Source organism: Octadecabacter antarcticus 307 (assembly GCF_000155675.2).
Taxonomy (GTDB): Bacteria; Pseudomonadota; Alphaproteobacteria; order Rhodobacterales; family Rhodobacteraceae; genus Octadecabacter; species Octadecabacter antarcticus.
Map to the genome: position 1 here is coordinate 43402 of NC_020907.1, position 19480 is coordinate 62881.

A 19480-nucleotide genomic window follows, 5' to 3' on the forward strand; every position below is an offset into this window, starting at 1 on the left:
AAATATCAACATAAGGTTTCTGTGATGCGGCCAACATTGGGCTCATGGCTTGCGCGAAGCATGTGGCGCAAACAAGGCTTGACGGTCGCGTTGGCGGTGGCAGGCACAGTGATCTTCTGGTGGGCTGACTTTCCTTTACCGTTCTTGTTTGGTCCACTGGTCGCATGCGTTATCGGGGCCCTGGCGGGGATGCCACTGGTCGCGGCGGGAAACGTTAGCCAATGGATGCGCACAATTTTGGGGGTGGCGATTGGTGCTTCGCTCACCCCACAGGTTATTTCGGAACTACCGAAAATGGCCGCGTCGGTTGCTTTGATCCCACTTTTCGTTCTGTGCATCGCCCTGCTTGGCGTTCCGTTCTTTCGCTATGTCTATCGGTTTGACGGCGTTACTGCATGGTATGCCGCCATGCCCGGTGGATTGCAGGACATGGTCATGTTCGGCAAAGAAGCCGGCGGCGACGTTCGGGCGCTATCGTTAATCCATGCGACGCGACTGTTAATTATCATTACTATCGCACCCATCATTTTGACGCAGGTGTTTGACGCAGATATCAAAAACCCCATCGGGCAACCAGCATCCGAAATTCCGCCCTATGAGCTTGTCATTATGGCCCTTACCGCCATCATCGGCTGGCACGTTGCGAAACGTCTGAGAATTTTTGGTGCCCCCATGATCGGCCCCATGATTTTGGCAGGGGCACTGTCTATAACAGGCATTATTAACTACCGCCCCCCCGCCGAAGCGATACTGACGGCACAGTTCTTCATCGGTATCGCACTCGGTGCGGGGTATGTGGGCGTAACGTTGGCGGATATTCGGCGCGACGTGGCTGCTGGTATATTTTTTGTCATAATCCTCGCAATTTTGACGTTCATTTTCACTGAAATCGCGACACTCATTGCGGCCGTACCGCCCGTGGATGCGTTTTTAGCTTTCGCACCTGCGGGTCAGGCCGAAATGACGGTTTTTGCCATCATTGTCGGCGCTGACCTCGGCTATGTAGTGGTGCATCATCTTAGCCGCGTTTTTCTGGTCGTCATCGGGGCACCGGTTGCGGCGCGTGTGTTCGGTGCAAGCCCAACCAATACGGAAACGCCAGATGATCCGCCCCACAAGCCCCCACCAAATTAAAACCACGTCAACCGACGCGACAGCGCGCCAGTTCTTTATCGTCGAGGTTAAGGCCAAGACCAGCGGCATCTGACATCCACAGCCTTCCATTGCGCAGTACATGGGAAGGACGCAAAAGGCGGCTGATGCGCGCCTGCGCGCGGTGCAATTCAACCGCGCCGTTATTCATCGCGCCGCACATCCAATGTAGATTGATCGCGTCCCAACCTCCGGCCGGAGACACCTGCAGGTTCGCAGCTATAGCCCGCTGCGCAGCGTTGATCGCCGCATTGAACCCACCGGTGAAAACAGCATTGGGCTGTATCATAGATACCCCTGCCCCGATCAACTGATCAAAACGGTTGTTGCTTTGTTCCATCTGTCCGGCCCCGATAGGCACACCCCCCATTACCACCAAAGCTGCCAAATCGGCAGCGTCATTGTTGCGCACAGGTTCTTCGAGCCATGACAGATATAATCCGTCAACCGCTCTCACCATGTCTTGCGCCGTTTCGCGCGACCAAGCGCAGTTGGCATCTGCAATCAGGTCAATGCCCTCTCCGACTGCTTCACGCACGAGGGTCAGCCGCGCAACGTCTTCACCCAACGTGCGGCCCTGCGCGCCCACCAAAACCTTTATGCCGCCAGCACCCGCCGCGACCTCAGCAGCGCAGGCTGCAACAAGGGCGCCGTTATCCAGAGCGGGAAAGCCGCACGTCACGTGCACGGGGGCGTTGTCGCGCTTGCCGCCCAACATCCGCCATGCAGCAATGCCCGTGCGGCGTCCGCACAAATCAACCAGCGCAATTTCAAGCGCTCCCAACGCCGAAACGACCACTCCCGTCATACCCCGCGGATTAAAGCGACGCATGGCGGCAGCAATGGCATCGCCTTCTTGCCCATTAATTTCGCCACCAACGCGGTTAAGGAAACTGGCCACCTCGGGCGCAAGGAACCTGCCAGTAAACCCATCGCCTACCATGCCATCTGAGTCACGCACGCGAACATGCACAAACGTAAAGCTGTCGCGCCCGGCGTAGGGCGCGGGATCATCGGCCAATGCTTCCGGCCTATGGACGCTCGCCTCTACAGAAACCGGCCATCTGATGCCGCTGTATATGTGATCTGCCTTTTGTTCTGACATAAAAATACTCTACCCAATGTCTCACTGCCTGTGGAAGTAGCAAATAAGATCAGTTAAATGTTCCAGCTGAAATCACTCAATTCATTTTCTCTCCTGAATATTGAAACCCGCATTAGCAGTATGGTTTCAGTATTCAGGAGAGAAGATCACGCTTTACTCCTCGTCCGTGCACACGCGATTTTACCATAGATTTCACGTCGTGTGGGTCACAAAATATAGATACAGGGTATTGCAGGGTGCGATGCGAGAGAGGATACGCGAGATTATCATGCAAACATGTGCCGAAATAGGCGTCCATGACGTGAAAGGTGTGCTAAGAGGCGGTCATGTGCACATGTTACTGTCAATTCCACTAAAACTGTTCCTGTCCAACTTTATGCAACTCGTAAAGGGCCGCTCGTCACGCCGCATCGAGATGGAATTCCCTGAGCTGTGCAAGCGCTACTGGGGCAGGCGGTTTTGGGCATGCGGATATTTCTCACCCACCTCTGGAAATGTGACTGACGACATCATCACGCAGTATCTGAAATTGCATTCCTCTAAATGAGACTACCGGCCTCAGCCGGTAGTCCTTCACTTGCACGACGGGTGATACGTTCCCACTCTACTTCCGCTAATGCAGATAGAAACGCGAGGACTCCTTTCCCCACCGGGGTCGTCAGATCAAGCCAAGGTTTGTCCAATACTTTGACGGTCGCGGATCGGTCAGCAACGTGATGAATGATACCTATCCCGTCCATCATTGATCTGGTGGCCCGATCCCATTCGGCGATGAGTAATACGTCCCCTGCCCCCAAAGCATCAATGGTACGTTCCAATTGAGGTCAGGCTTTGATCGTTCGTCCAGATGCCACTTCACGGAAGATCTTATTGGCTTTGACTGCATTCAAAGCACTGATCTGACGATCGAGGGATTATCCCTGACTGTACACTCTGGCGTAATCGATAAGCATATTGAAAGCCTGATTCAGTGGGATTAATTTTGCATCTGATATACGCACCACATGTAGGGCTCAGTTTATATGATTAGCCCAAGTTGTTGCAAATATCATCAAATTTGCACCTCAATGCACAGCGGTCATTGCTTTGATTTTACCGTGGAACTACGCCGCATAGCTGTGATCAAGACAACGTTTACGGCAAAAGAGGCATGGACCGACGCGGTGGGTCGCCCCGAAACACAATACGACGCTCGGATGCAATCGCTAATGGGACTCGCGTTGGCGCAAATAGACATCCTCTATAAGCCAAAACTCATACGGGTAAACGGTACGCGGACGCGGCGGTATTACCGCATAGGGACCAACTCTGGCGACGAGTGGATGCCCTTACCGGAAGGTCACGAGACCCCAAAGTAGAGGACCCCAAAAACGGTTCTCCATTATCACTTGGATCGGACATTATTAAGCCCGCGCGGGACCTCCGTAGCGGGCTTTTTCGTGCCCGACGTCACCACCTAATTACACCTCCTGTGAGCGATTTTTGAGGCCCACGAAGTGAAAGGACTCGACTCCTAATATCTTTCTACTGGCAGTGGAGAACCGTCGGTTGTCTATTCGTAGTGGAGAAAATTATTGAAAAGCGCAATTCAAACCGACGCGGAAACGCGAAAAACGAAAAACGAAAAAATTCGGTCGATTTTGTCACGAGGTCTACATACCTAGTGACAGGACCTCGTGACAGCATTTGCGTCATATAAACAAGGGCGATGGCAGACCGTGGCACTAGGTGAGGCTAGTGGCACTAGGGGGGTAGCTATGTAGCGGCTGTGGGGGAACTTGAAATACTGTACTTTTATTTCTTTTCTATTCTCACAATCTAAACAGCTACCCCCCTAGAGCCACTAGAACCACCTCGTGACAACCCCTTATTTATATGACGCAAAAGGGTGTCACGAGGTGTGTCACGAGGTATAGACCTAGTGCCACCCCCCGTTGTCTAGCGGCAGTGGAAACATTGGGCTTCTGGCTCTGGGGCGGACCCTCCGATCACCACCTAAAACCCGCTCGTCTAAGACCCCCAAAAAATCCCAGAGTACCATCCCCCGAGACCGTTTGCGCGGCGCTCCAACAGTACAAACAATGAGTGTCTAAGGCAGCAAATAGAAACGTCTGCTACGTCGCGCTCTGCGCCCCCCGCGACGGCTGAAAATCGCTGGGAAGGACCCGAAGCCAGATGTGAGGAAAACGCATAGGTTCTCTATTGGAAACAGACAACCGGACAATGTGGCGACGCTTCGCAGTCTGGCGCACCCTGACACCCTGACACCCTGACACCCTGCCACCCTGATCCCGAGTCCATCGGCGTCAGACAACCTAGGCGACACGCGACACCACGACTCAGGCGCAACGCGATTGGGCACACTAGGCACTTCAGCTTATGAGGCACTGGCCAATGGCCGAGTTGATTTCACGCTTGAAGTCAGCACATGGGAATGCGTGAATTCGACTTTGCTGGACCGTCCACAACGGGCCTTTCGATATGCCGATTACGGCGTTCCAGACCAGGATACGACTTTCTTGGGTTGCAATGGGACTTGGTTGGCCGCCAACCCAGAAATAGCACGCGCATTCGTACAGGCGGCCCAGCGAGGCTATGAATACGCGGCCAACAATCCAGCAGATGCCGCTGAAATTCTGATTGTCGGTTGGGTTTGAGCCGGTGCGATCGGGTCAAAATCCAACCCCTAGTCCACGCGCAGAAAGGGTGGTTTGTTGAACACAATAATTGTCGTTGATTAGATATCCACAAACTGGCTTTTCTCTGGGATTATGTGGTTTTTTAAGTCCTAATTGGTGGGCAACAGCGACCAGTGCTTTGTTGAATTTCCCTTCAAAGGCTCGGTCTGTGGCGCAATGACGGGAAGAGACATAACAATTGCACGATTGCCATCTACTTAGTAAATTTGTCACGTAAAAACCTAAAGCTATCCAAGAACACTTAGAAGCTCTCCTTTGTGGAATATGCGTCTCCCCTGCCCTGTTTTGCGCCACCACAAACCCCGTTCAAAAATAACTGAGTTGCTGACATTTTGTGGAGTATGTCGTGGTCAATCATAGCCCCGCTTCGCCTTAGTCATGTGAAGGGCAAAACGGGCACCTTTCGCATCATGCTCAGTCTCAAACCAATCAGTGCGTAACTGCCCCGAGCTGCCGATCCGACCCCATTCCCGCACCAACCCCCAGTCTCCAAAGAGACCTTTTACAATATCCATATGATAATACCGATAGAGGTTAGCATCTGGGTTTGTCTTGGTCAGATGCATCAGTTAACCCCACATCTTGGCAGCGATGTCCTGCTCTTCTTTGCCGATGGCATCTGCGTAGATCGTCGTTGTGGAAAGCTGCGCGTGGCCCATCCACTTTTGTAGCATGTGCAGTGGAATACCTTTCACAACGGCATTGACACCGAACCCGTGCCGCAAGCCTTTTGGACTTCTGTGTCCAGCGTCGACAATTTTGGCCTCGATCATGACATCTTTAACGATCTGCCAGACCCTAACGCGGGACAGCGCCCAGATCGGTACATGCGCCAGCTTGCGTGATTTCTGCGTTTCTCTGATGCCGTGTGCTATGTTCAGGGTGTCAAGATAGTCCGGTGGCACTGGAATTGCGCGGTAGACAGCCTTTTGCTCACCAGAGCGGTCCTTGCGCTTCTTGAGCGACCTGATGGTCACAGCGCCACCAGAGAGGTCTATACGGGCGGGGGTGATCTCGATCAACTCTGACGGCCTGCACCCAGTATAGTGCAGCGTTTCGCAGAGTGTGCGGTCGCGGGCGGGTCGTTGACGCGCAACATGCAAGAATGCTGCTCTCTCCTCAGCATTGAGGTACAGGCGGTTTCCTTTAGGATCATAGAGGGTCATTTCACTCATATTTAACAGTTTATCCGAAGACTGTTAAGCAAAGAAGTAAAAAACAACTTTATCTGTTCGATAAATAGTGGATCGGTGGCGTGTTATTTAACACTATCACTCATTGTGTTAACTAGCAGTGCCGGCTCCCCCCTTGGTCAGGGATGTTTTCCACACGCAGTCTCTGCAAATGTTGGTCTTGCTCTGCATTGTCTCCGCGGGCACAACTGCCACTCAGTTAACTTTTGACTTGGATATACCTTTGAGTTTCTTTTCGGTCACGTCAGTTCCAAAGCTTCGATGGAGCTCGCCAAAGGCTTTCACATTGAAACCGCCATTGGCATCAGTCACGTTTCTCATCCTCGGCTTGGTGGTATTTGGCTTGGGAGAGGCAATACTGGTCACCGCAGGTGTCGGCGTGAGCCCCTGGACTATGTTCGCGGAAGGCGTGACCAATGTCACAGGTTTGAGCTTGGGATTTGCTACATTTGTCATCAGTGCAATCGTCTTGGTCTTGTGGATTCCACTTAAGCAAACACCTGGCATTGGAACGATCCTGAACGCGATCATCATAGCCTTGGTGTTGGAATACGTGCTGCCCTTTTTGCCAACATTTGAGACGTATGTTGCAAATGCCTTGCTGGCTTTAGTGGGTGTGTTGGTAACCGGATTTGGCGGAGCCATATATCTGGTTGCTAACTTAGGACCTGGACCCCGAGATGGCCTCATGACCGGGTTTCAGACGGTCACACATCAACCCATCGCGCTCGTGCGCATGATTCTTGAGTTGACCGTTGTCGCGATCGGTTGGGCCTTGGGTGGCACGCTTGGCTTGGGCACAGTTTTCTTTGCCTTGGGAATTGGACCAGCAATGGCGATTGGGATGCAAATTCTACAACTTCGCAGTAGCGCGCATTAGCATCTGTCGCAAAGCCCAACGGTCTTCCTCTCCGACTTCATGCTCGCAGCAACCGTTATATTTTGGTTATGAGTCCAAAACCTAAGGCTCTTCCAAAAACGGTTCTCTGTTTGCGGCTATCTCTAGGTAAGCATACAGGGAACCTCCTCTATTTTGGCATGATTTGAAGTGCGATATTGCGCGAGGCTGGCGATTTGCCTGGCGCAATATGAGGATTTTGATGATGAACACACGGCAGCGCGGGCGCGGTTCCAAATACACGGATGATTTTAAACGCCAGCTTGTAGGGGAAAGCCGGGGGTATGGCGTGAGCGTTCCTATAGTGTCGAAGCGCCACGGTGTGCCAACGAACCAGATATATGCGTGGCGCGGCGATGAACGGTTTCAGCCCGACGGCTCAGCGATCGATGCGTTCACGCCTGTTGAGGTTGCGGATGAACCGGACGCGCCAGCGCCGCCTAGATCAGTTATATTGCCAGCCCCGCGCATAGAGATAACGCTTGAGAATGGGCGCAGGCTGAGCGTGAGCGACGGGGTTGATGCCCGGTTTGTGCTGGAACTGGCGCGAGGGTTGGCTGCATGATCCCTGTCTTGGCTGATGCGAAGATCTGGCTTGCGGCAGGTGTTACGGATATGCGGCGTGGGTTCAACGGACTTGCAGCTCAAACCGATCAAGTTCTGGCAGGTGATCCATACTCGGGCCATCTGTTTTTGTTCCGAGGTCGTAGAGGCGATCAGATCAAAGTCATATGGTGGGATGGACAGGGCGCATGCCTGTTTACCAAGCGCCTTGAGCGAGGTCGATTTGTGTGGCCCGCTGCTCGTGAGGGCAAGATCAGCTTAAGCCGTGCACAACTCGCCATGCTGATGGAGGGCATAGACTGGCGCATGCCGCAAAAAAAATGGCAACCTAGCAAGGTAGGATAACGCTATGTTTTGTTGTGGTTTGGCTGTTCTTGGATTCCCATGAGGCCCCTGATCTGGTAGAGAATGGCATGAGTAACACCCCTTCCAATCTGGCTGATTTGCCCCCCCCGACGTGCAGGCTTTTATTGCTGCGCAAGCGGCTGAGTTGTCGGATGTGAAGAAGCAGTTCCTGGGCCTCTCGCTGTCTCAAGGGACGACACAAAAGCGGGTCGCATCAGAAGTGGCATCTCTGAATGCCGCCCTGAGTGTCGAGCGCACTGCCCATGCGCGCGCCATACAGAACCGAGATACCATCATCGCTGACCTGCGCCTGCAATTGCATGGACGCAAAAAAACCGCTTTGGATCAAAATCAGAAAGCAGCGCACAGCTGGCGCTGGAGTTGATCCTTGAAGAACTTGAGATCGAACAGGCGGCCGAAGCCGAAGATGTGTCATCTGACGTTGAAGGTACAAAGCCGCCGCGTACTCCACGCAAGCGCAAACCTTTCCCAAAACACCTCAAGCGAGTCCAAAAGACCATCACCCCCAGTGATGCCTGCACCGATTGCGGTGGGAGCTTCAAAGTACTGGGATCCGATGTGTTGGAAGAACTGGAATATGTGCTTGGCCACTACATTGTGAACCAGATTACCCGCCCGCGTCTGGCCTGCACCTGTTGTGAGGCTGTTGTTCAAGCCGAGATGCCAAGCCGCCCCATCCCCAAGAGCTTTGTTGGTCCGGCCCTGCTGGCCCACATCCTGTGCTGCAAATACGGGTATCACCTGCCGCTGTATCGCCAGAGCCAGATGTTTGCCAATGAGGGCATTGATCTGAGCGGGTCGCTCATGGCGGGATGGGTTGGTAAATGCGCCAAGCTGCTGGAACGCGTGGCGGGCGCAATCCGCGATCATGTGTTTGAGGCGCAGGCGATCTTCATGCCCTCTCGGCAGATTGCGAAGCAATCGCCTGTCGGGTAATAGACGACACAACCGTCAAGCTGCTCCAGAAGGGTAATGGCCGTGGAAAGAACAAGACCAAAACCGCGCGGCTGTGGGTCTATGCCAGAAAAGAAGACACTTGGGCCAGCGGAGCACCACCTGCGGTGTGGTATCAGTTCTCCACCAGCCGAGGGGCTGAACATCCCAGCCAGCATCTGGCAACTTATGAAGGCTTTGCCCACGCGGATGCCTATGCAGGGTATAACGATGCATACCGCACGGGGCGGGTTAAAGAGATGGCCTGTATGGCGCACGTGCGGCGTGAGTTCTTCACCCTTTGGGAAAGCGTCAAGCTGCCTGTGGCGGGTGAAGCCGTTCTGCGTATTCGCAAGCTCTACGACGTTGAGACACAAGCGCGGTTCCTGCCAGCATCGGAACGCGTGGCCCTGCGTCAGGAATACGCCAAGCCGATCTTTGACGACCTAGAGGTTTGGTTCAAAGAACAACTGGGTAAAACCTCCAGCAAGACGCCGCTGGCCAAGGCGATCAAATATGCGCTCGCGCGCCTGCCCAAGGCACTGCCCTATCTCGATCACGGCTTTCTTGAGCTGGACAACAACATAGCTGAGCGCGCAGTGCGCCCTGTGGCCGTTGGACGCAAAAACTATCTTTTCATGGGATCAGAGGCGGACGGTAAATCGGACGCTATAGCATATACGCTCATTGAGACCGCCAAGATGAACAAGGTAAATCCCGAGGCCTGGCTTGCATGGGTCCTCGAACGCATCCAAGACCACCCAGCAAACCGTATCCACGATCTCATGCCGTGGGCCTATCAGGACATGATTGATGCGAAGAACGCCGAGGCCGAGGCAAAAGATGCAGCTTGATCAAGAACAGCGTTGATGCTTACACTCAATGTCGAAAGATCAGTCAGACAGAAATTTCTGGGTTATTTCTAAAAGATAGTCCCGCTCATTTATATGCTCTTTGAGCGTCCCTGTCTTCTGGTCGATTTCCAGAAAAGCGTGACCATGCACGAACGTCCATAGCATACGCGCCCGTTTTTGAGTGACGAGGTCATTGACGTCTCGACCAAGAAACTCTGCGACTTTATCGACCAGCACGCCGTAAGTTTGCTCACCTGCTTGCTTTGATTCGAGTTTATCATGATCGTTCGTTAGGCCAAACATCAGTCGGAACACACCTGGCTCGGCGCGTGCAAAATTTATATAGGCTTGGCCGATGGTATCAATGCCAGATGGATGGCGCGCTGCCGGATCATCGCGCGCCGCCCGCATTTGATCTCCCAGACGGCGCATCCCTTCGAGGGCAACGTGGTGAAGGATGTGTGGTTTGTCTCGAAAATGCTTGTATGGCGCAGCAGAGCTTACCCCCGCCTTACGGCTGGCCTGAGAAACTGAAAATCCGTCAGGGCCGTGCGATTCGACTAATTCTCTCACAGATTCAATAAGTTGTGCGCGAAGATTGCCGTGATGATAGGGCGCTTTGGTGTGCTGTTCTGCCATGGGTCGGACTTTTTTCTTTTCTAATAGTCATCCAGACCTAAAGTAAGTTAGTATAACTTACATACGTTCAGAACATCTGACAAGTTTGGATCTTACGATGGCTAAATTTAACACCGAACCAAAATTATACAAGCGCGTGCTCAAACGGCTTGGGATCCTGACTGGCACTGGAATCGTGATTGGTGGCTGTGTAGTGGCAACAATCAGCGCAACAAGTCTGATCGCTGATCGCGCAAATGCCGTAGATGCACCGGCACCGGTGCCATTGATTTCTGTCGCTGCCGTTCCTGCCCAGCTTTTGGATGGATACGACGTGCAACGGAGTTTTGCAGGCCTCACAGAGGCAAACCGAAGCGTTTCTGTCTCGTTTGAGCAGGGTGGGACCGTCGATCAGATTCTCGTGGACGAAGGCGATATCGTCTCGCAAGGAGATGTGCTTGCCATTCTCGATACCGGTCTGCTGGACGCGGAACGTCATACCTTGGGGGCCACCCGAAGCGCTGTGTCCGTGCGGCTGGAATTGGCCATCACGACGCAACAGCGCCACTTGGCTTTGCGCAACAGTGGAAATATTTCACAGCAAAGCGTAGATGAGGCGGACGCTGCGGTAAATGATCTGACCGCGCAGCTTGCACAGGTCGACGCGCAACTTGCGACGCTGGATGTGCGTGTTGCGAAATCACAGATCACCGCACCTTTTGACGGGCAAATCGCGACCCGCGCAATTGACGAGGGCACAGCCTTGTCAGCGGGCGTTCCTGTTGTGACCATTCTGGAAAGTGGCAGTGTTTTGTTCCGTGTGGGGGTGGACCCAAGGCTCGCCGATACGCTTGAGGTCGGGTCCCGACACCGGGTGGAGGTGTCGGGCCAGACCCACGATGTGATACTGGAATCTGTGCGGCCTGATCTGGACCCGCAAACCCGCACACGCACCCTTGTGTTTTCATTTGATGGCGAAAGCCCCACGCTGCGCCAGGCTGGCGTTCTGAATCTGACACAGCGCATTTCACAAAGTGGTTTCAGCTTGCCGCTCACAGCCCTAAAAGAAGGGGTGCGTGGTTTGTGGACTGTTCAGGCGCTGGTTCCGGATGATGCCGGATCTTTTCGTGTCCAGAGTGAGGCGATCGAGATCATCCATGCGGACGAAGCCCGCGTTTTTGTGCGCGGCACGTTGCAGGACGGCGTGCAGATCGTCGAAGGGGGCACCCATCGGCTGGTATCCGGGCAACTGGTTCGCCTGCTGGACGGATCTGTCTGATGGAAACGCTCACATTCCGCCAACCCCGCCTCGTCGCTCTTACACTCTTGGTCATCCTGGCAGCTGGCATGGCCGCATTGTTTTCTATTGGACGCCAAGAGGACCCGACGATTACGAATCTCTTCGGGTCTGTGCAGACGGTGTTTCCGGGGGCAGATCCTGAACGGGTCGAAACATTGGTCACAGCCGAGATCGAAGAGGCCCTGCGTGAAATCGCGGAAGTCGACGTCATCAGTTCCAATTCAAACACCGGCATTTCCATAGTGTCTGTGGAACTGGGCGCGCTAACGCCAAACGATGAAATCCCCCGTGTCTGGGCCGATATCCGCGAAGCACTTGATGAGCTGACGCCTGATTTGCCAGCCGATGCGTTGGAGCCCGAATTCTCGACTGATGGCGGCGGGGCTTTTGCGGCGATTGTGGCTTTGTCCGCCGATCATGACGGCGTACCGCTCACGATCATGCGACGCTATGGAGACGATCTGGCCGCAGAGCTGCGCAGCATCCCCGGCACCGAACAGGTTGAGTTGTTTGGCATTCCCAACGAAGAAGTCCTTGTGACGTTGAATGTCGAGGCGACCGTGGCCTTGGGGCTTGATGCGCGGCTGGTTTCTGCCGCAATTGCCGCTGCCGACAGCAAGGCGCAATCGGGGCGCGTGCGCGGGGCTAATAGTGATTTTCTGATTACGGTGACGGGAGAAGTAGCCGCACTTGACAGGCTGCGCGATGTCGTGGTGCTGCAAGGCGCGGATGGGCAAACCGTGCGTTTGAGCCAGATCGCCGAGATCACCCGTGGCGCACAGCAGCCGCTGTCTGAACTTGCAATGCATGACGGACAGCGCACAATTCTGGTTGCGGCCAAGTTGCAGTCGGGGTTGCAGGTCGACGTTTGGGCGGGCTTTGTCCGTGATGTTCTGGCGGAGTTTGAGCTGACCGTTCCGGGTGGCATGACGCAAGAACTGGTCTTTGATCAAAGTGGATATACCGCTGAACGTCTGACCGAGGTGGCCACAAACATGGCCATCGGCGTATCACTGGTGGTTGTCGTCTTATTCATTACGCTGGGTGCGCGCTCGGCACTTATCGTGGCCCTGATCCTGCCCGTCGTGACCCTTGCATCACTGGCGACGATGATGTCGTTCGGTTTGTCGATCCAGCAGATGTCGGTGACCGGTCTGATTGTGGCGCTTGGCCTGCTGGTCGATGCGGGTATCGTGATGACCGACGATATCGGGCAACGATTGCGCACAGGCGTCGCCAGATTGGAGGCGGTGAAAGCCGCCGTGCGCCGCCTGTTTGCGCCTTTGTTGGCATCGACCGTCACGACAGCCCTGTCCTTTACGCCGCTGATCTTGTTGCCAGGTGGCGCTGGAGATTTCGTTGGCTCTATTGCCATCGCGGTGGTGATCATGCTGATATGGTCGTTCATCATCGCCGTCACGCTGACCCCTGCTATTGCGGGGTGGTTGCTGCCGTTGTCCGATACCGACGGCTCTGCGCGCAAAACATCCCGTTTGGGGCGCATGTTTGCTGCGACGTTAACATGGTCCATCGCAAACCCATTTAAGTCTGTCGCCCTTGCGCTGGTGTTGCCCGTAACCGGCATACTGAGTTTGCCGAGCCTTGAGGCGCAATTTTTCCCCGGTGTGGACCGCGATCAATTCTCGATCGAAGTGGACATGGCCCCCGGCGCATCGCTTGCGCGAACCGAAGCGACTGTCGATGCGCTGGACGCTGTGTTGCGTAGCGACGAAAGAATTGAGGCGGTCACTTGGGTGATGGGCCGCTCCGCGCCGGCGTTCTATTACAATATTGTTGGTGGCCGAAATAACGCGCCGGGATATGCACAGGCGCTTGTTCTGACAACATCCGCCGCTGCGACCGAAGCGGTCCTTCCGGAACTTCAACGGACCTTGTCGGAGACTGCGCCAGATGCACAGGTTCTGATCAACGGTCTTGTTCAGGGGCCACCCGTGTCGGCCCCGGTTGAATTGCGCCTGATCGGGTCTGATCTCGGGCAATTACAGCAAGCTGGTGACGAGGCGCGACGTATTATGGCAGGCGTGGACAGCGTGACGCTGGCACGCAGCACAATCGGCAGCCCCGCCCCCAAAGCCTCCGTGGATGTGAATGAGGCAACAGCGCGTCAGCTCGGGCTCGATCTCACAGGCATCAGCCGCCAGTTGCAGGCCGCGTTGGAAGGCGTCACGGGCGGGTCTTTGGTTGAGGGCACTGAACAACTCCCGATCCGTGTGCGCTTGGGGGATGCAGTTCGCGGCGATCTGACTGCGATCAGTGATATCCCCATTTTGTTACCCAATGCGGCGCAGATGGTGTCGGATGGTGTGTGGCCCGCAGTCCCACTGTCGGCCATCGCCACAACAGAACTGGTCCCCGGCGCCAGTTCGATCACACGGCGCAATGGCGAACGCGTCAATATCGTTCAAGGGTTCATTCTGCGCGATGTGCTTCCCGAAGAGGCGTTGAAACAGGTTCAGGCCAAATTTGATGCCCAGGGGTTCACCGTGCCCGATGGTGTGCGCCTTGAATTTGGCGGCGATAGCGATGCGCGGGCCAACACGCTGGGCAATCTGTTTGCCTCTTTGCCGATTATCATCACCCTGTCGATTGCGGCGATCGTTGTAACGTTCAATTCGTTCCGCCTGTCGGCAATCGCTTTGGTCGTCTGTGGCCTGTCTGCGGGGCTGAGCCTGTTTTCGCTGGCGGTGTTCCAATATCCGTTCGGCCTGAACGCGATCATCGGCGTGATCGGATCAATCGGCGTGTCGATCAATGCAGCCATCATCATTCTGACGGGTCTGCGCGACGACGATGCGGCAGCGGGTGGCGATAAATTGGCCATAGTTGACGTCGTTATGGGGTCCAGCCGCCACATCGTGTCCACCACGATTACCACCTTTGGTGGCTTCCTACCGCTGATCTTGCAGGGCGGTGGGTTCTGGCCCCCGTTTGCGATGGCGGTCGCGGGTGGTGTGCTGTTGTCCACAATCGTGTCGTTCTACTTTACGCCCCCGCTGTTCGCCTTGCTCTACGCGGGCCGCAAGACGCGCAATACCGAGGAAAAACAGGAAACTTCAGACCTCATTCTCCTAAAAGCCGACATGAGAACTGCCGCTGAATAACTTTAATCAAAAGGCAAAACTATGAAGCTGACTTCAACTCTTCTGCCTATCATCTCTAGCGCGGGTGCCGCAGGGGTCTGGCTGGAATTATTTTGAGGCGTAGTTGGCTGCCAAGCTCTTGCAAATTTCACGGTGCTTGGCAGCGCCAATAGTTTACTTAGCTCACAGCTGGAAACAGATAGCGGACACCCATATTCCTGCCCCAAAACTCAGGTGTGCCAACAGGCTCTTCAGGCGTGCAATACTGGGGCGGGGTGTAAGCCTTGCGGCTAGTCCTGCACCCATTCCAGGCTGAAGGATGAGGAAGGGGACTATTACAGTCAGTGCGCCGAACGCGAGCGCCGGTCCAAGACGTGGAGTTATGAGCCATTCATCACCAACAAAGGACAGAAAGATGAGAACAAACACCACTCCTATTAGGTAATGCAAAGTCCAGCCGATCAAGCTCTCATACGAGCGCGCCGGGCTGGCGGTGATCGGGTTATGGCGAACACGGCCTTGTAGCAGGTGAACGAACAATCGCCCAACCAAAGAATAATTGAGTGGTTGAATGCTTAAACTTTGTTTTAGAAACAGGGCGACAAGGTCCATAAACAGAGTGGCACCAATGCCGATGGCAAAACCGTCGAGTAGAACCTTATCCATTTTTGCGCACTTTCTGTCCGAATGCTGCGTAGAGAGCTATCACAAGGGCTGTATATGGCAGCCCATAAGAGACTTGCAGCAGTATAAGTTCGGACGTGTTGAGCCCAAACTCTGTTCCAATGTGGGGTAATGGCACCGCAATAAGAGCGATTGTGAAAATCAGAACCGTTTTGACCAGCGCCAGCAACATAAAGGCAAGCAGCGGCGATTTGCTTGGTGGATTGGTGGTATGTGAGACTGTCATGGACCTAAAACTCCGTTGATATTTTGCTGAAGTACTATACGTACAACTTCAAGCCAACTTGAGGTCAAGGCCATGTTAGATATTTCTGAACTTTCCCGACGTACCGGGTTCCCCGCGTCGAAGCTGCGGTACTACGAAGAGGTCGGACTTATCCGATCAATAGGACGTAAAGGGTTGAAACGGCTGTTTGAAGAGGAGGTAACAACGCGACTGGCGTTGATCGCAGTCGGGCAGACGGCAGGCTTTTCTCTTGCTGAGATACGCGCATTGATCGGCGTGGAGGGGCAACCTGATTTGGATCGCTCCGCCCTGGGACAGAAAGCCGATATGCTTGACTCGCAAATCCACGAGTTGGCCGCCCTAAGAGACGGAATTCGGCATATTATGAATTGTTCCGCAGAGCACCACTTGGACTGCCCTCGATTCCAACGCATTTTGCGGGTGGCAATGAAGAGAAAAGCGTAAAGCGGAGCTTCTCCACGACGACAGAGATGTTTGCATTAAAGTGAGCGGCGATATCCGTAGTTTTAACGTCATAGCGACGTGCATAAAACAACCATGCAAAGATGATCCTGTCGTTCGCTAACCACAGATTTGATGAATTAATTCAACCTTTTATACAAATACTATCTGAAACCACACTGTCTTCTTCGTCTGAAAGCCCAACGGTCTTCCTCTCCGACTTCATGCTCGCAGCAACTGGTATATTTTGGTTATGAGTCCAAATCCGTATAACGCCCCACCTGTTTCGGGACGCCGCTGCGACGAGTTTGGCACGTCTATCGCCAAATGCGGCTCGTTTAATCCCGCCCGTACTGGGGCACTCAAGAAACCGGACCGCAGAGTGCCATGACATGCAAGCGGGCAGCATCGATGCAGGGAGGGGGACCACGCATCGCTGATCAAGCAGTTGAAGAGTTAGAATGGCGTCGTGAACCGGTAATGTGAAGTGCCTGCGTTCGAACGGAAGCCGATGCGTGTAACCTCCCCCTGATTTTGAGACAAAATTATCACCCTTTGGGCTTAGCTCTCAAATATTATCGGCTCACATTTTTGTGTTCATACTGTGCCTGTGAGGCTTGGAAATATTCGTTTGTGCCAAGCTGCACCACCGTGGTTCCACATATGTGCATAATCGCACACATGTGCCAAATTAATTGACCTCATGTTTTTTCAATAACTTAAACCCACCGCCAATCATCATTTTTTTGTGACCATAAGCGGGGCTTTCAAGCGACGTTTTTATACCCAAATGCAACTCATCGAAACGCAGCAACCCGCTGCAAACATTCAAACGCTCCAGACGAACAGGGGCACAACCTACCAGCCCAAACGGGCAGAAAAGAAGTATATCATGTTTAAATCCATCACACTTGCAGCCGTTGTAATCGCAGCTTCCGCATCGATCGCTTCCGCTAGCAGCAACTACATCAGCACTTTCGCCCCATCACAAGAGCGCACCACAGAAGTTGAACTGGGCCTCGTTGTTGCCGAAGCGAACGGCGTTGTTGAAATCCGTGACTACCGCAACGGCCAAATCGGCAAGTTGCTTGGCTCTGAAGTCGTTAAAGCCGGTGGCAACCCAGCTGTTGACGTCGAAATCACACCATCCTTCGGCAATGCTATCGCAATCTTGAAAGTTGGTGACAACGTTGTGGACACACAAGCGCTGAACTTCAGCCAACATAACTAAACTGCCCTCCCCCCCCTCAGTCCCTTCTAGCTACGGGTCGCCCATTCGGGCGGCCCGTTTGCGTTCCAGGACGTGGCAGAGTTATTCCTCAGCATTGGCGCTACACTGGCCACAGAGGCGATGGCGTGTTTTGATAAACAATCAAGATAATCAAGTCTGACAAGTCCGAACAGAGGCCCTGAGATCACCCTAAGGTTAGGCATGACGACCATGGCCGCCATGCCTACTAGCTTATTAAAGTGGAGCAACACACCATTTGCATCGGCGAGACTAAGAACGCCAAAAATTTTGCACCCATAACTTACGCGGGTACGAACCACTTTAAACTAGGTATCAATAGATAAATCTACAGATACTAAGCAAACGCGAAGGTCTGGTATTGGTAAAGGCTGATGTTTGCCGTCCCTCAGTACTTCGCAAAACCATACATTGCGGCACGATATGCGCACCGGAGTTCGTGCCCCCGAACGCGCCAACAAGCTTGATCGAGGACACCTTAGGCGATGTATGCGCCCAGCCTGTAAAGACCGTAGCTAAGTCCCATCATAGCGGTGTAGTACAATGCCAAAAATTTGGGGATGCCAAGGGTGTAGACAAGAAGCGTACTTTCTTCCTCCAACGCAAATATGCAAGCGACTAGCGATAACCCAATAATAAACCAAAAGCTCACACCCATAAAGCCTAAGGCGAACGCTACACACAGAAAAAATATGGCAATAACGCTAGACATAACCGCCCTCTAAGCAAGTAACTTTGAGAAAACATAATTTGACGGATCGGATTCGACAATCGTGCGAGTGGTCGCAGGTACCCAGATCAACGCACTAGCAGTTGCAGGAGCTGGCAAGTTATTTGCTGATAAGTTCAGTGGATCGAAGAAGGAACGGCCTGAATTGGACAAGATGTCGGACCAGCTCTGTGACGGCGATGTTGTGACCGTTACTAGATACGACAGATTGGCTCGGTCTCTAAAAGACCTCTTGGAAATTGTAGAGATTATCAACAAGCAAGATTCCTGCTTCCGCTCTTTGGTTGAGGACATCGACACAACGACCTCGGCAGGACATCTCGTGTTTCACGTCTTTGCGTCTATCGCCCAGTTTGAGCGATAGCGAATTTCGGAGCGCACAAGGGAGAGATTGGCACCTGCACGCAAACGTGGCCGGATTGGTGGTAGCCCCCCTGACCTAACGGCATCCCAGAAGGGCGAAGTGCGCCGTTTGCGCGATGAAGAGCAATGGCCCTTGCCATCGGGTGGCATGGCTATTGTACTTCATGGCGATCTTCTCCCCGCTTGGCCGCACTTCGGGCAGCGGTCGATAAGGACCGCAGTGGCGAGCGCGGGGCTGAGGATGTTTGCAGATAAGATCAGCGGTTCAACGCGTGAATGGCACGAACTGGACAAGTTGCTCGAGCAGCTAAGGAAATCGGTCATACCAGCTGTAACCCCAAGCTCCATCGCAGTGTTCATAACATCAGCATTAAGACCCATTCGTTCAGGTGTTATGTTCTGCGTTAGCAGCACGGCAGATGCCGTATACATCAGGGATGTTCCTGCGGGCAAGATTATTAATCCCGGTAAAATTTGCTGAATCTATATTCATCGGGCGGCCCTTGAGCTGCCGATCCGGTCCCATTCCCGGACCAATCACCAGCCGCCAAAAAGACCTTCGATGATATCCATGTGATAATATCGATAAAGGTTGGCATCTGAGTCTGTCTTGGTCAGCTCCACCTTTTTGCAGCGTCGGCCTGTCCTTTTTTGCCGATGGTAGCTGCCTAGATCTTCGTTGCGGAAAGTTGAGCATGATCGCCTTAAGCAGTCGCAGATAGGCACATGCCGCTTTGTGTTTCCCCTGCGTCAACATATCTGATTTCCATGTTCAATATTTAAGGCGAAGTGGTTGCCTTCTCAACAATTTGAACACTTGGCGATATACTAACCCGACTTCAATAAAACTTTGCATCCTACTTTCTAGCCTAGAGGTTTAGCCGCCACTTCTCACCCTTAAGCGCTCGCAGCATTGTAGTTGCGGCCCCTGCCCGGCAAATCGTTGTTAACAACTGTTAACCGGGCTGTATTTATAGCATATC

General features: G+C 53.6%; 23 protein-coding genes. 15 read left to right on the forward strand and 8 right to left on the reverse strand.

What is annotated here, in order from left to right; all coding sequences use genetic code 11:
• The first annotated feature begins 24 nt into the window (after nucleotides 1-24).
• Entirely contained in the window at nucleotides 25-1134 is a 1110-nt protein-coding gene (locus tag OAN307_RS24810; protein ID WP_015493501.1) for an AbrB family transcriptional regulator, read from the forward strand.
• A gap of 7 nt (nucleotides 1135-1141) precedes the next feature.
• Here the strand turns inward: OAN307_RS24810 and OAN307_RS24815 are convergent, their stop codons facing one another.
• Complete coding sequence (locus OAN307_RS24815) at nucleotides 1142-2173, reverse strand: enolase C-terminal domain-like protein (protein ID WP_187292595.1); 1032 nt, start codon at nucleotides 2171-2173, stop codon at nucleotides 1142-1144.
• A gap of 229 nt (nucleotides 2174-2402) precedes the next feature.
• Between OAN307_RS24815 and tnpA the strand changes: the two genes are divergently transcribed.
• Nucleotides 2403-2804 (forward strand): IS200/IS605 family transposase, encoded by a 402-nt coding sequence (gene tnpA, locus OAN307_RS24820; RefSeq protein ID WP_044045268.1) that lies wholly within the window; start codon nucleotides 2403-2405, stop codon nucleotides 2802-2804.
• Here tnpA and OAN307_RS24825 read toward each other — a convergent pair.
• Complete coding sequence (locus OAN307_RS24825) at nucleotides 2797-3075, reverse strand: recombinase family protein (RefSeq protein WP_245541073.1); 279 nt, start codon at nucleotides 3073-3075, stop codon at nucleotides 2797-2799. The genes tnpA and OAN307_RS24825 overlap by 8 nt on opposite strands.
• 249 nt (nucleotides 3076-3324) lie before the next feature.
• Between OAN307_RS24825 and OAN307_RS24830 the strand changes: the two genes are divergently transcribed.
• Together OAN307_RS24830 and OAN307_RS24835 are read left to right on the forward strand one after the other, a co-directional pair.
• Nucleotides 3325-3615: a hypothetical protein gene (locus OAN307_RS24830; protein WP_044045234.1), complete on the forward strand. Its 291-nt coding sequence runs from the start codon at nucleotides 3325-3327 to the stop codon at nucleotides 3613-3615.
• A gap of 996 nt (nucleotides 3616-4611) precedes the next feature.
• A complete protein-coding gene (locus OAN307_RS24835; RefSeq protein WP_015493505.1) occupies nucleotides 4612-4914 on the forward strand; it encodes an ABC transporter substrate-binding protein in 303 nt (100 codons plus the stop codon).
• Between the two features lie 392 nt (nucleotides 4915-5306).
• On the opposite strand, the gene OAN307_RS24840 is transcribed toward OAN307_RS24835, so the two are convergent.
• Complete coding sequence (locus OAN307_RS24840; protein ID WP_044045236.1) at nucleotides 5307-5522, reverse strand: WGR domain-containing protein; 216 nt, start codon at nucleotides 5520-5522, stop codon at nucleotides 5307-5309.
• Between the two features lie 3 nt (nucleotides 5523-5525).
• Nucleotides 5526-6131, reverse strand: coding sequence for a tyrosine-type recombinase/integrase (locus OAN307_RS24845; RefSeq protein WP_044045237.1), 606 nt, complete (start codon nucleotides 6129-6131; stop codon nucleotides 5526-5528).
• Between the two features lie 304 nt (nucleotides 6132-6435).
• Between OAN307_RS24845 and yczE the strand changes: the two genes are divergently transcribed.
• The 6 genes from yczE (at nucleotide 6436) to tnpC (ending at nucleotide 9764) form a co-directional block, all read left to right on the forward strand.
• Nucleotides 6436-7029, forward strand: coding sequence for a membrane protein YczE (yczE, locus tag OAN307_RS24850; RefSeq protein ID WP_456299436.1), 594 nt, complete (start codon nucleotides 6436-6438; stop codon nucleotides 7027-7029).
• Between the two features lie 220 nt (nucleotides 7030-7249).
• The gene (locus OAN307_RS24855) at nucleotides 7250-7612 is read left to right on the forward strand and encodes a transposase (RefSeq protein ID WP_015493509.1); all 363 of its coding nucleotides are present in this window, start codon (nucleotides 7250-7252) and stop codon (nucleotides 7610-7612) included.
• A complete protein-coding gene (tnpB, locus tag OAN307_RS24860; RefSeq protein ID WP_015493510.1) occupies nucleotides 7609-7956 on the forward strand; it encodes an IS66 family insertion sequence element accessory protein TnpB in 348 nt (115 codons plus the stop codon). The genes OAN307_RS24855 and tnpB overlap by 4 nt, the downstream gene beginning before the upstream one ends.
• Nucleotides 7957-8068: 112 nt before the next feature.
• Nucleotides 8069-8341, forward strand: coding sequence for a hypothetical protein (locus tag OAN307_RS30595; protein ID WP_245541074.1), 273 nt, complete (start codon nucleotides 8069-8071; stop codon nucleotides 8339-8341).
• On the forward strand, nucleotides 8332-8913 hold the full coding sequence (locus OAN307_RS30845) for an IS66 family transposase (protein ID WP_275450661.1): 582 nt from the start codon (nucleotides 8332-8334) through the stop codon (nucleotides 8911-8913). Before OAN307_RS30595 ends, OAN307_RS30845 begins: the two co-directional genes overlap by 10 nt.
• Before the next feature lie 20 nt (nucleotides 8914-8933).
• Nucleotides 8934-9764: an IS66 family transposase gene (gene tnpC / locus OAN307_RS30850; protein ID WP_275450662.1), complete on the forward strand. Its 831-nt coding sequence runs from the start codon at nucleotides 8934-8936 to the stop codon at nucleotides 9762-9764.
• A 39-nt stretch (nucleotides 9765-9803) separates the two neighbouring features.
• Here the strand turns inward: tnpC and OAN307_RS24870 are convergent, their stop codons facing one another.
• Nucleotides 9804-10403: a TetR/AcrR family transcriptional regulator gene (locus OAN307_RS24870; protein ID WP_015493511.1), complete on the reverse strand. Its 600-nt coding sequence runs from the start codon at nucleotides 10401-10403 to the stop codon at nucleotides 9804-9806.
• A 97-nt stretch (nucleotides 10404-10500) separates the two neighbouring features.
• Between OAN307_RS24870 and OAN307_RS24875 the strand changes: the two genes are divergently transcribed.
• Together OAN307_RS24875 and OAN307_RS24880 are read left to right on the forward strand one after the other, a co-directional pair.
• A complete protein-coding gene (locus OAN307_RS24875; RefSeq protein WP_015493512.1) occupies nucleotides 10501-11661 on the forward strand; it encodes an efflux RND transporter periplasmic adaptor subunit in 1161 nt (386 codons plus the stop codon).
• Complete coding sequence (locus tag OAN307_RS24880) at nucleotides 11661-14804, forward strand: efflux RND transporter permease subunit (RefSeq protein ID WP_015493513.1); 3144 nt, start codon at nucleotides 11661-11663, stop codon at nucleotides 14802-14804. The genes OAN307_RS24875 and OAN307_RS24880 overlap by 1 nt, the downstream gene beginning before the upstream one ends.
• A 162-nt stretch (nucleotides 14805-14966) precedes the next feature.
• Here the strand turns inward: OAN307_RS24880 and OAN307_RS24885 are convergent, their stop codons facing one another.
• The gene (locus OAN307_RS24885) at nucleotides 14967-15449 is read right to left on the reverse strand and encodes a DUF2938 domain-containing protein (protein WP_015493514.1); all 483 of its coding nucleotides are present in this window, start codon (nucleotides 15447-15449) and stop codon (nucleotides 14967-14969) included.
• The gene (locus OAN307_RS24890; RefSeq protein ID WP_044045238.1) at nucleotides 15442-15693 is read right to left on the reverse strand and encodes a hypothetical protein; all 252 of its coding nucleotides are present in this window, start codon (nucleotides 15691-15693) and stop codon (nucleotides 15442-15444) included. The genes OAN307_RS24885 and OAN307_RS24890 overlap by 8 nt, the downstream gene beginning before the upstream one ends.
• A 72-nt stretch (nucleotides 15694-15765) precedes the next feature.
• Between OAN307_RS24890 and OAN307_RS24895 the strand changes: the two genes are divergently transcribed.
• The 3 genes from OAN307_RS24895 to OAN307_RS28645 all read left to right on the forward strand — a co-directional run bounded on the left by OAN307_RS24895 (nucleotide 15766) and on the right by OAN307_RS28645 (nucleotide 18498).
• Nucleotides 15766-16158 (forward strand): helix-turn-helix domain-containing protein, encoded by a 393-nt coding sequence (locus OAN307_RS24895; RefSeq protein WP_015493515.1) that lies wholly within the window; start codon nucleotides 15766-15768, stop codon nucleotides 16156-16158.
• An 889-nt stretch (nucleotides 16159-17047) separates the two neighbouring features.
• The gene (locus OAN307_RS24900) at nucleotides 17048-17386 is read left to right on the forward strand and encodes a hypothetical protein (RefSeq protein ID WP_044045272.1); all 339 of its coding nucleotides are present in this window, start codon (nucleotides 17048-17050) and stop codon (nucleotides 17384-17386) included.
• A 797-nt stretch (nucleotides 17387-18183) separates the two neighbouring features.
• Nucleotides 18184-18498 (forward strand): recombinase family protein, encoded by a 315-nt coding sequence (locus OAN307_RS28645; RefSeq protein WP_245541075.1) that lies wholly within the window; start codon nucleotides 18184-18186, stop codon nucleotides 18496-18498.
• Between the two features lie 161 nt (nucleotides 18499-18659).
• Here the strand turns inward: OAN307_RS28645 and OAN307_RS29300 are convergent, their stop codons facing one another.
• The gene (locus tag OAN307_RS29300; protein ID WP_187292598.1) at nucleotides 18660-18929 is read right to left on the reverse strand and encodes a hypothetical protein; all 270 of its coding nucleotides are present in this window, start codon (nucleotides 18927-18929) and stop codon (nucleotides 18660-18662) included.
• Between the last annotated feature and the right edge of the window lie 551 nt (nucleotides 18930-19480).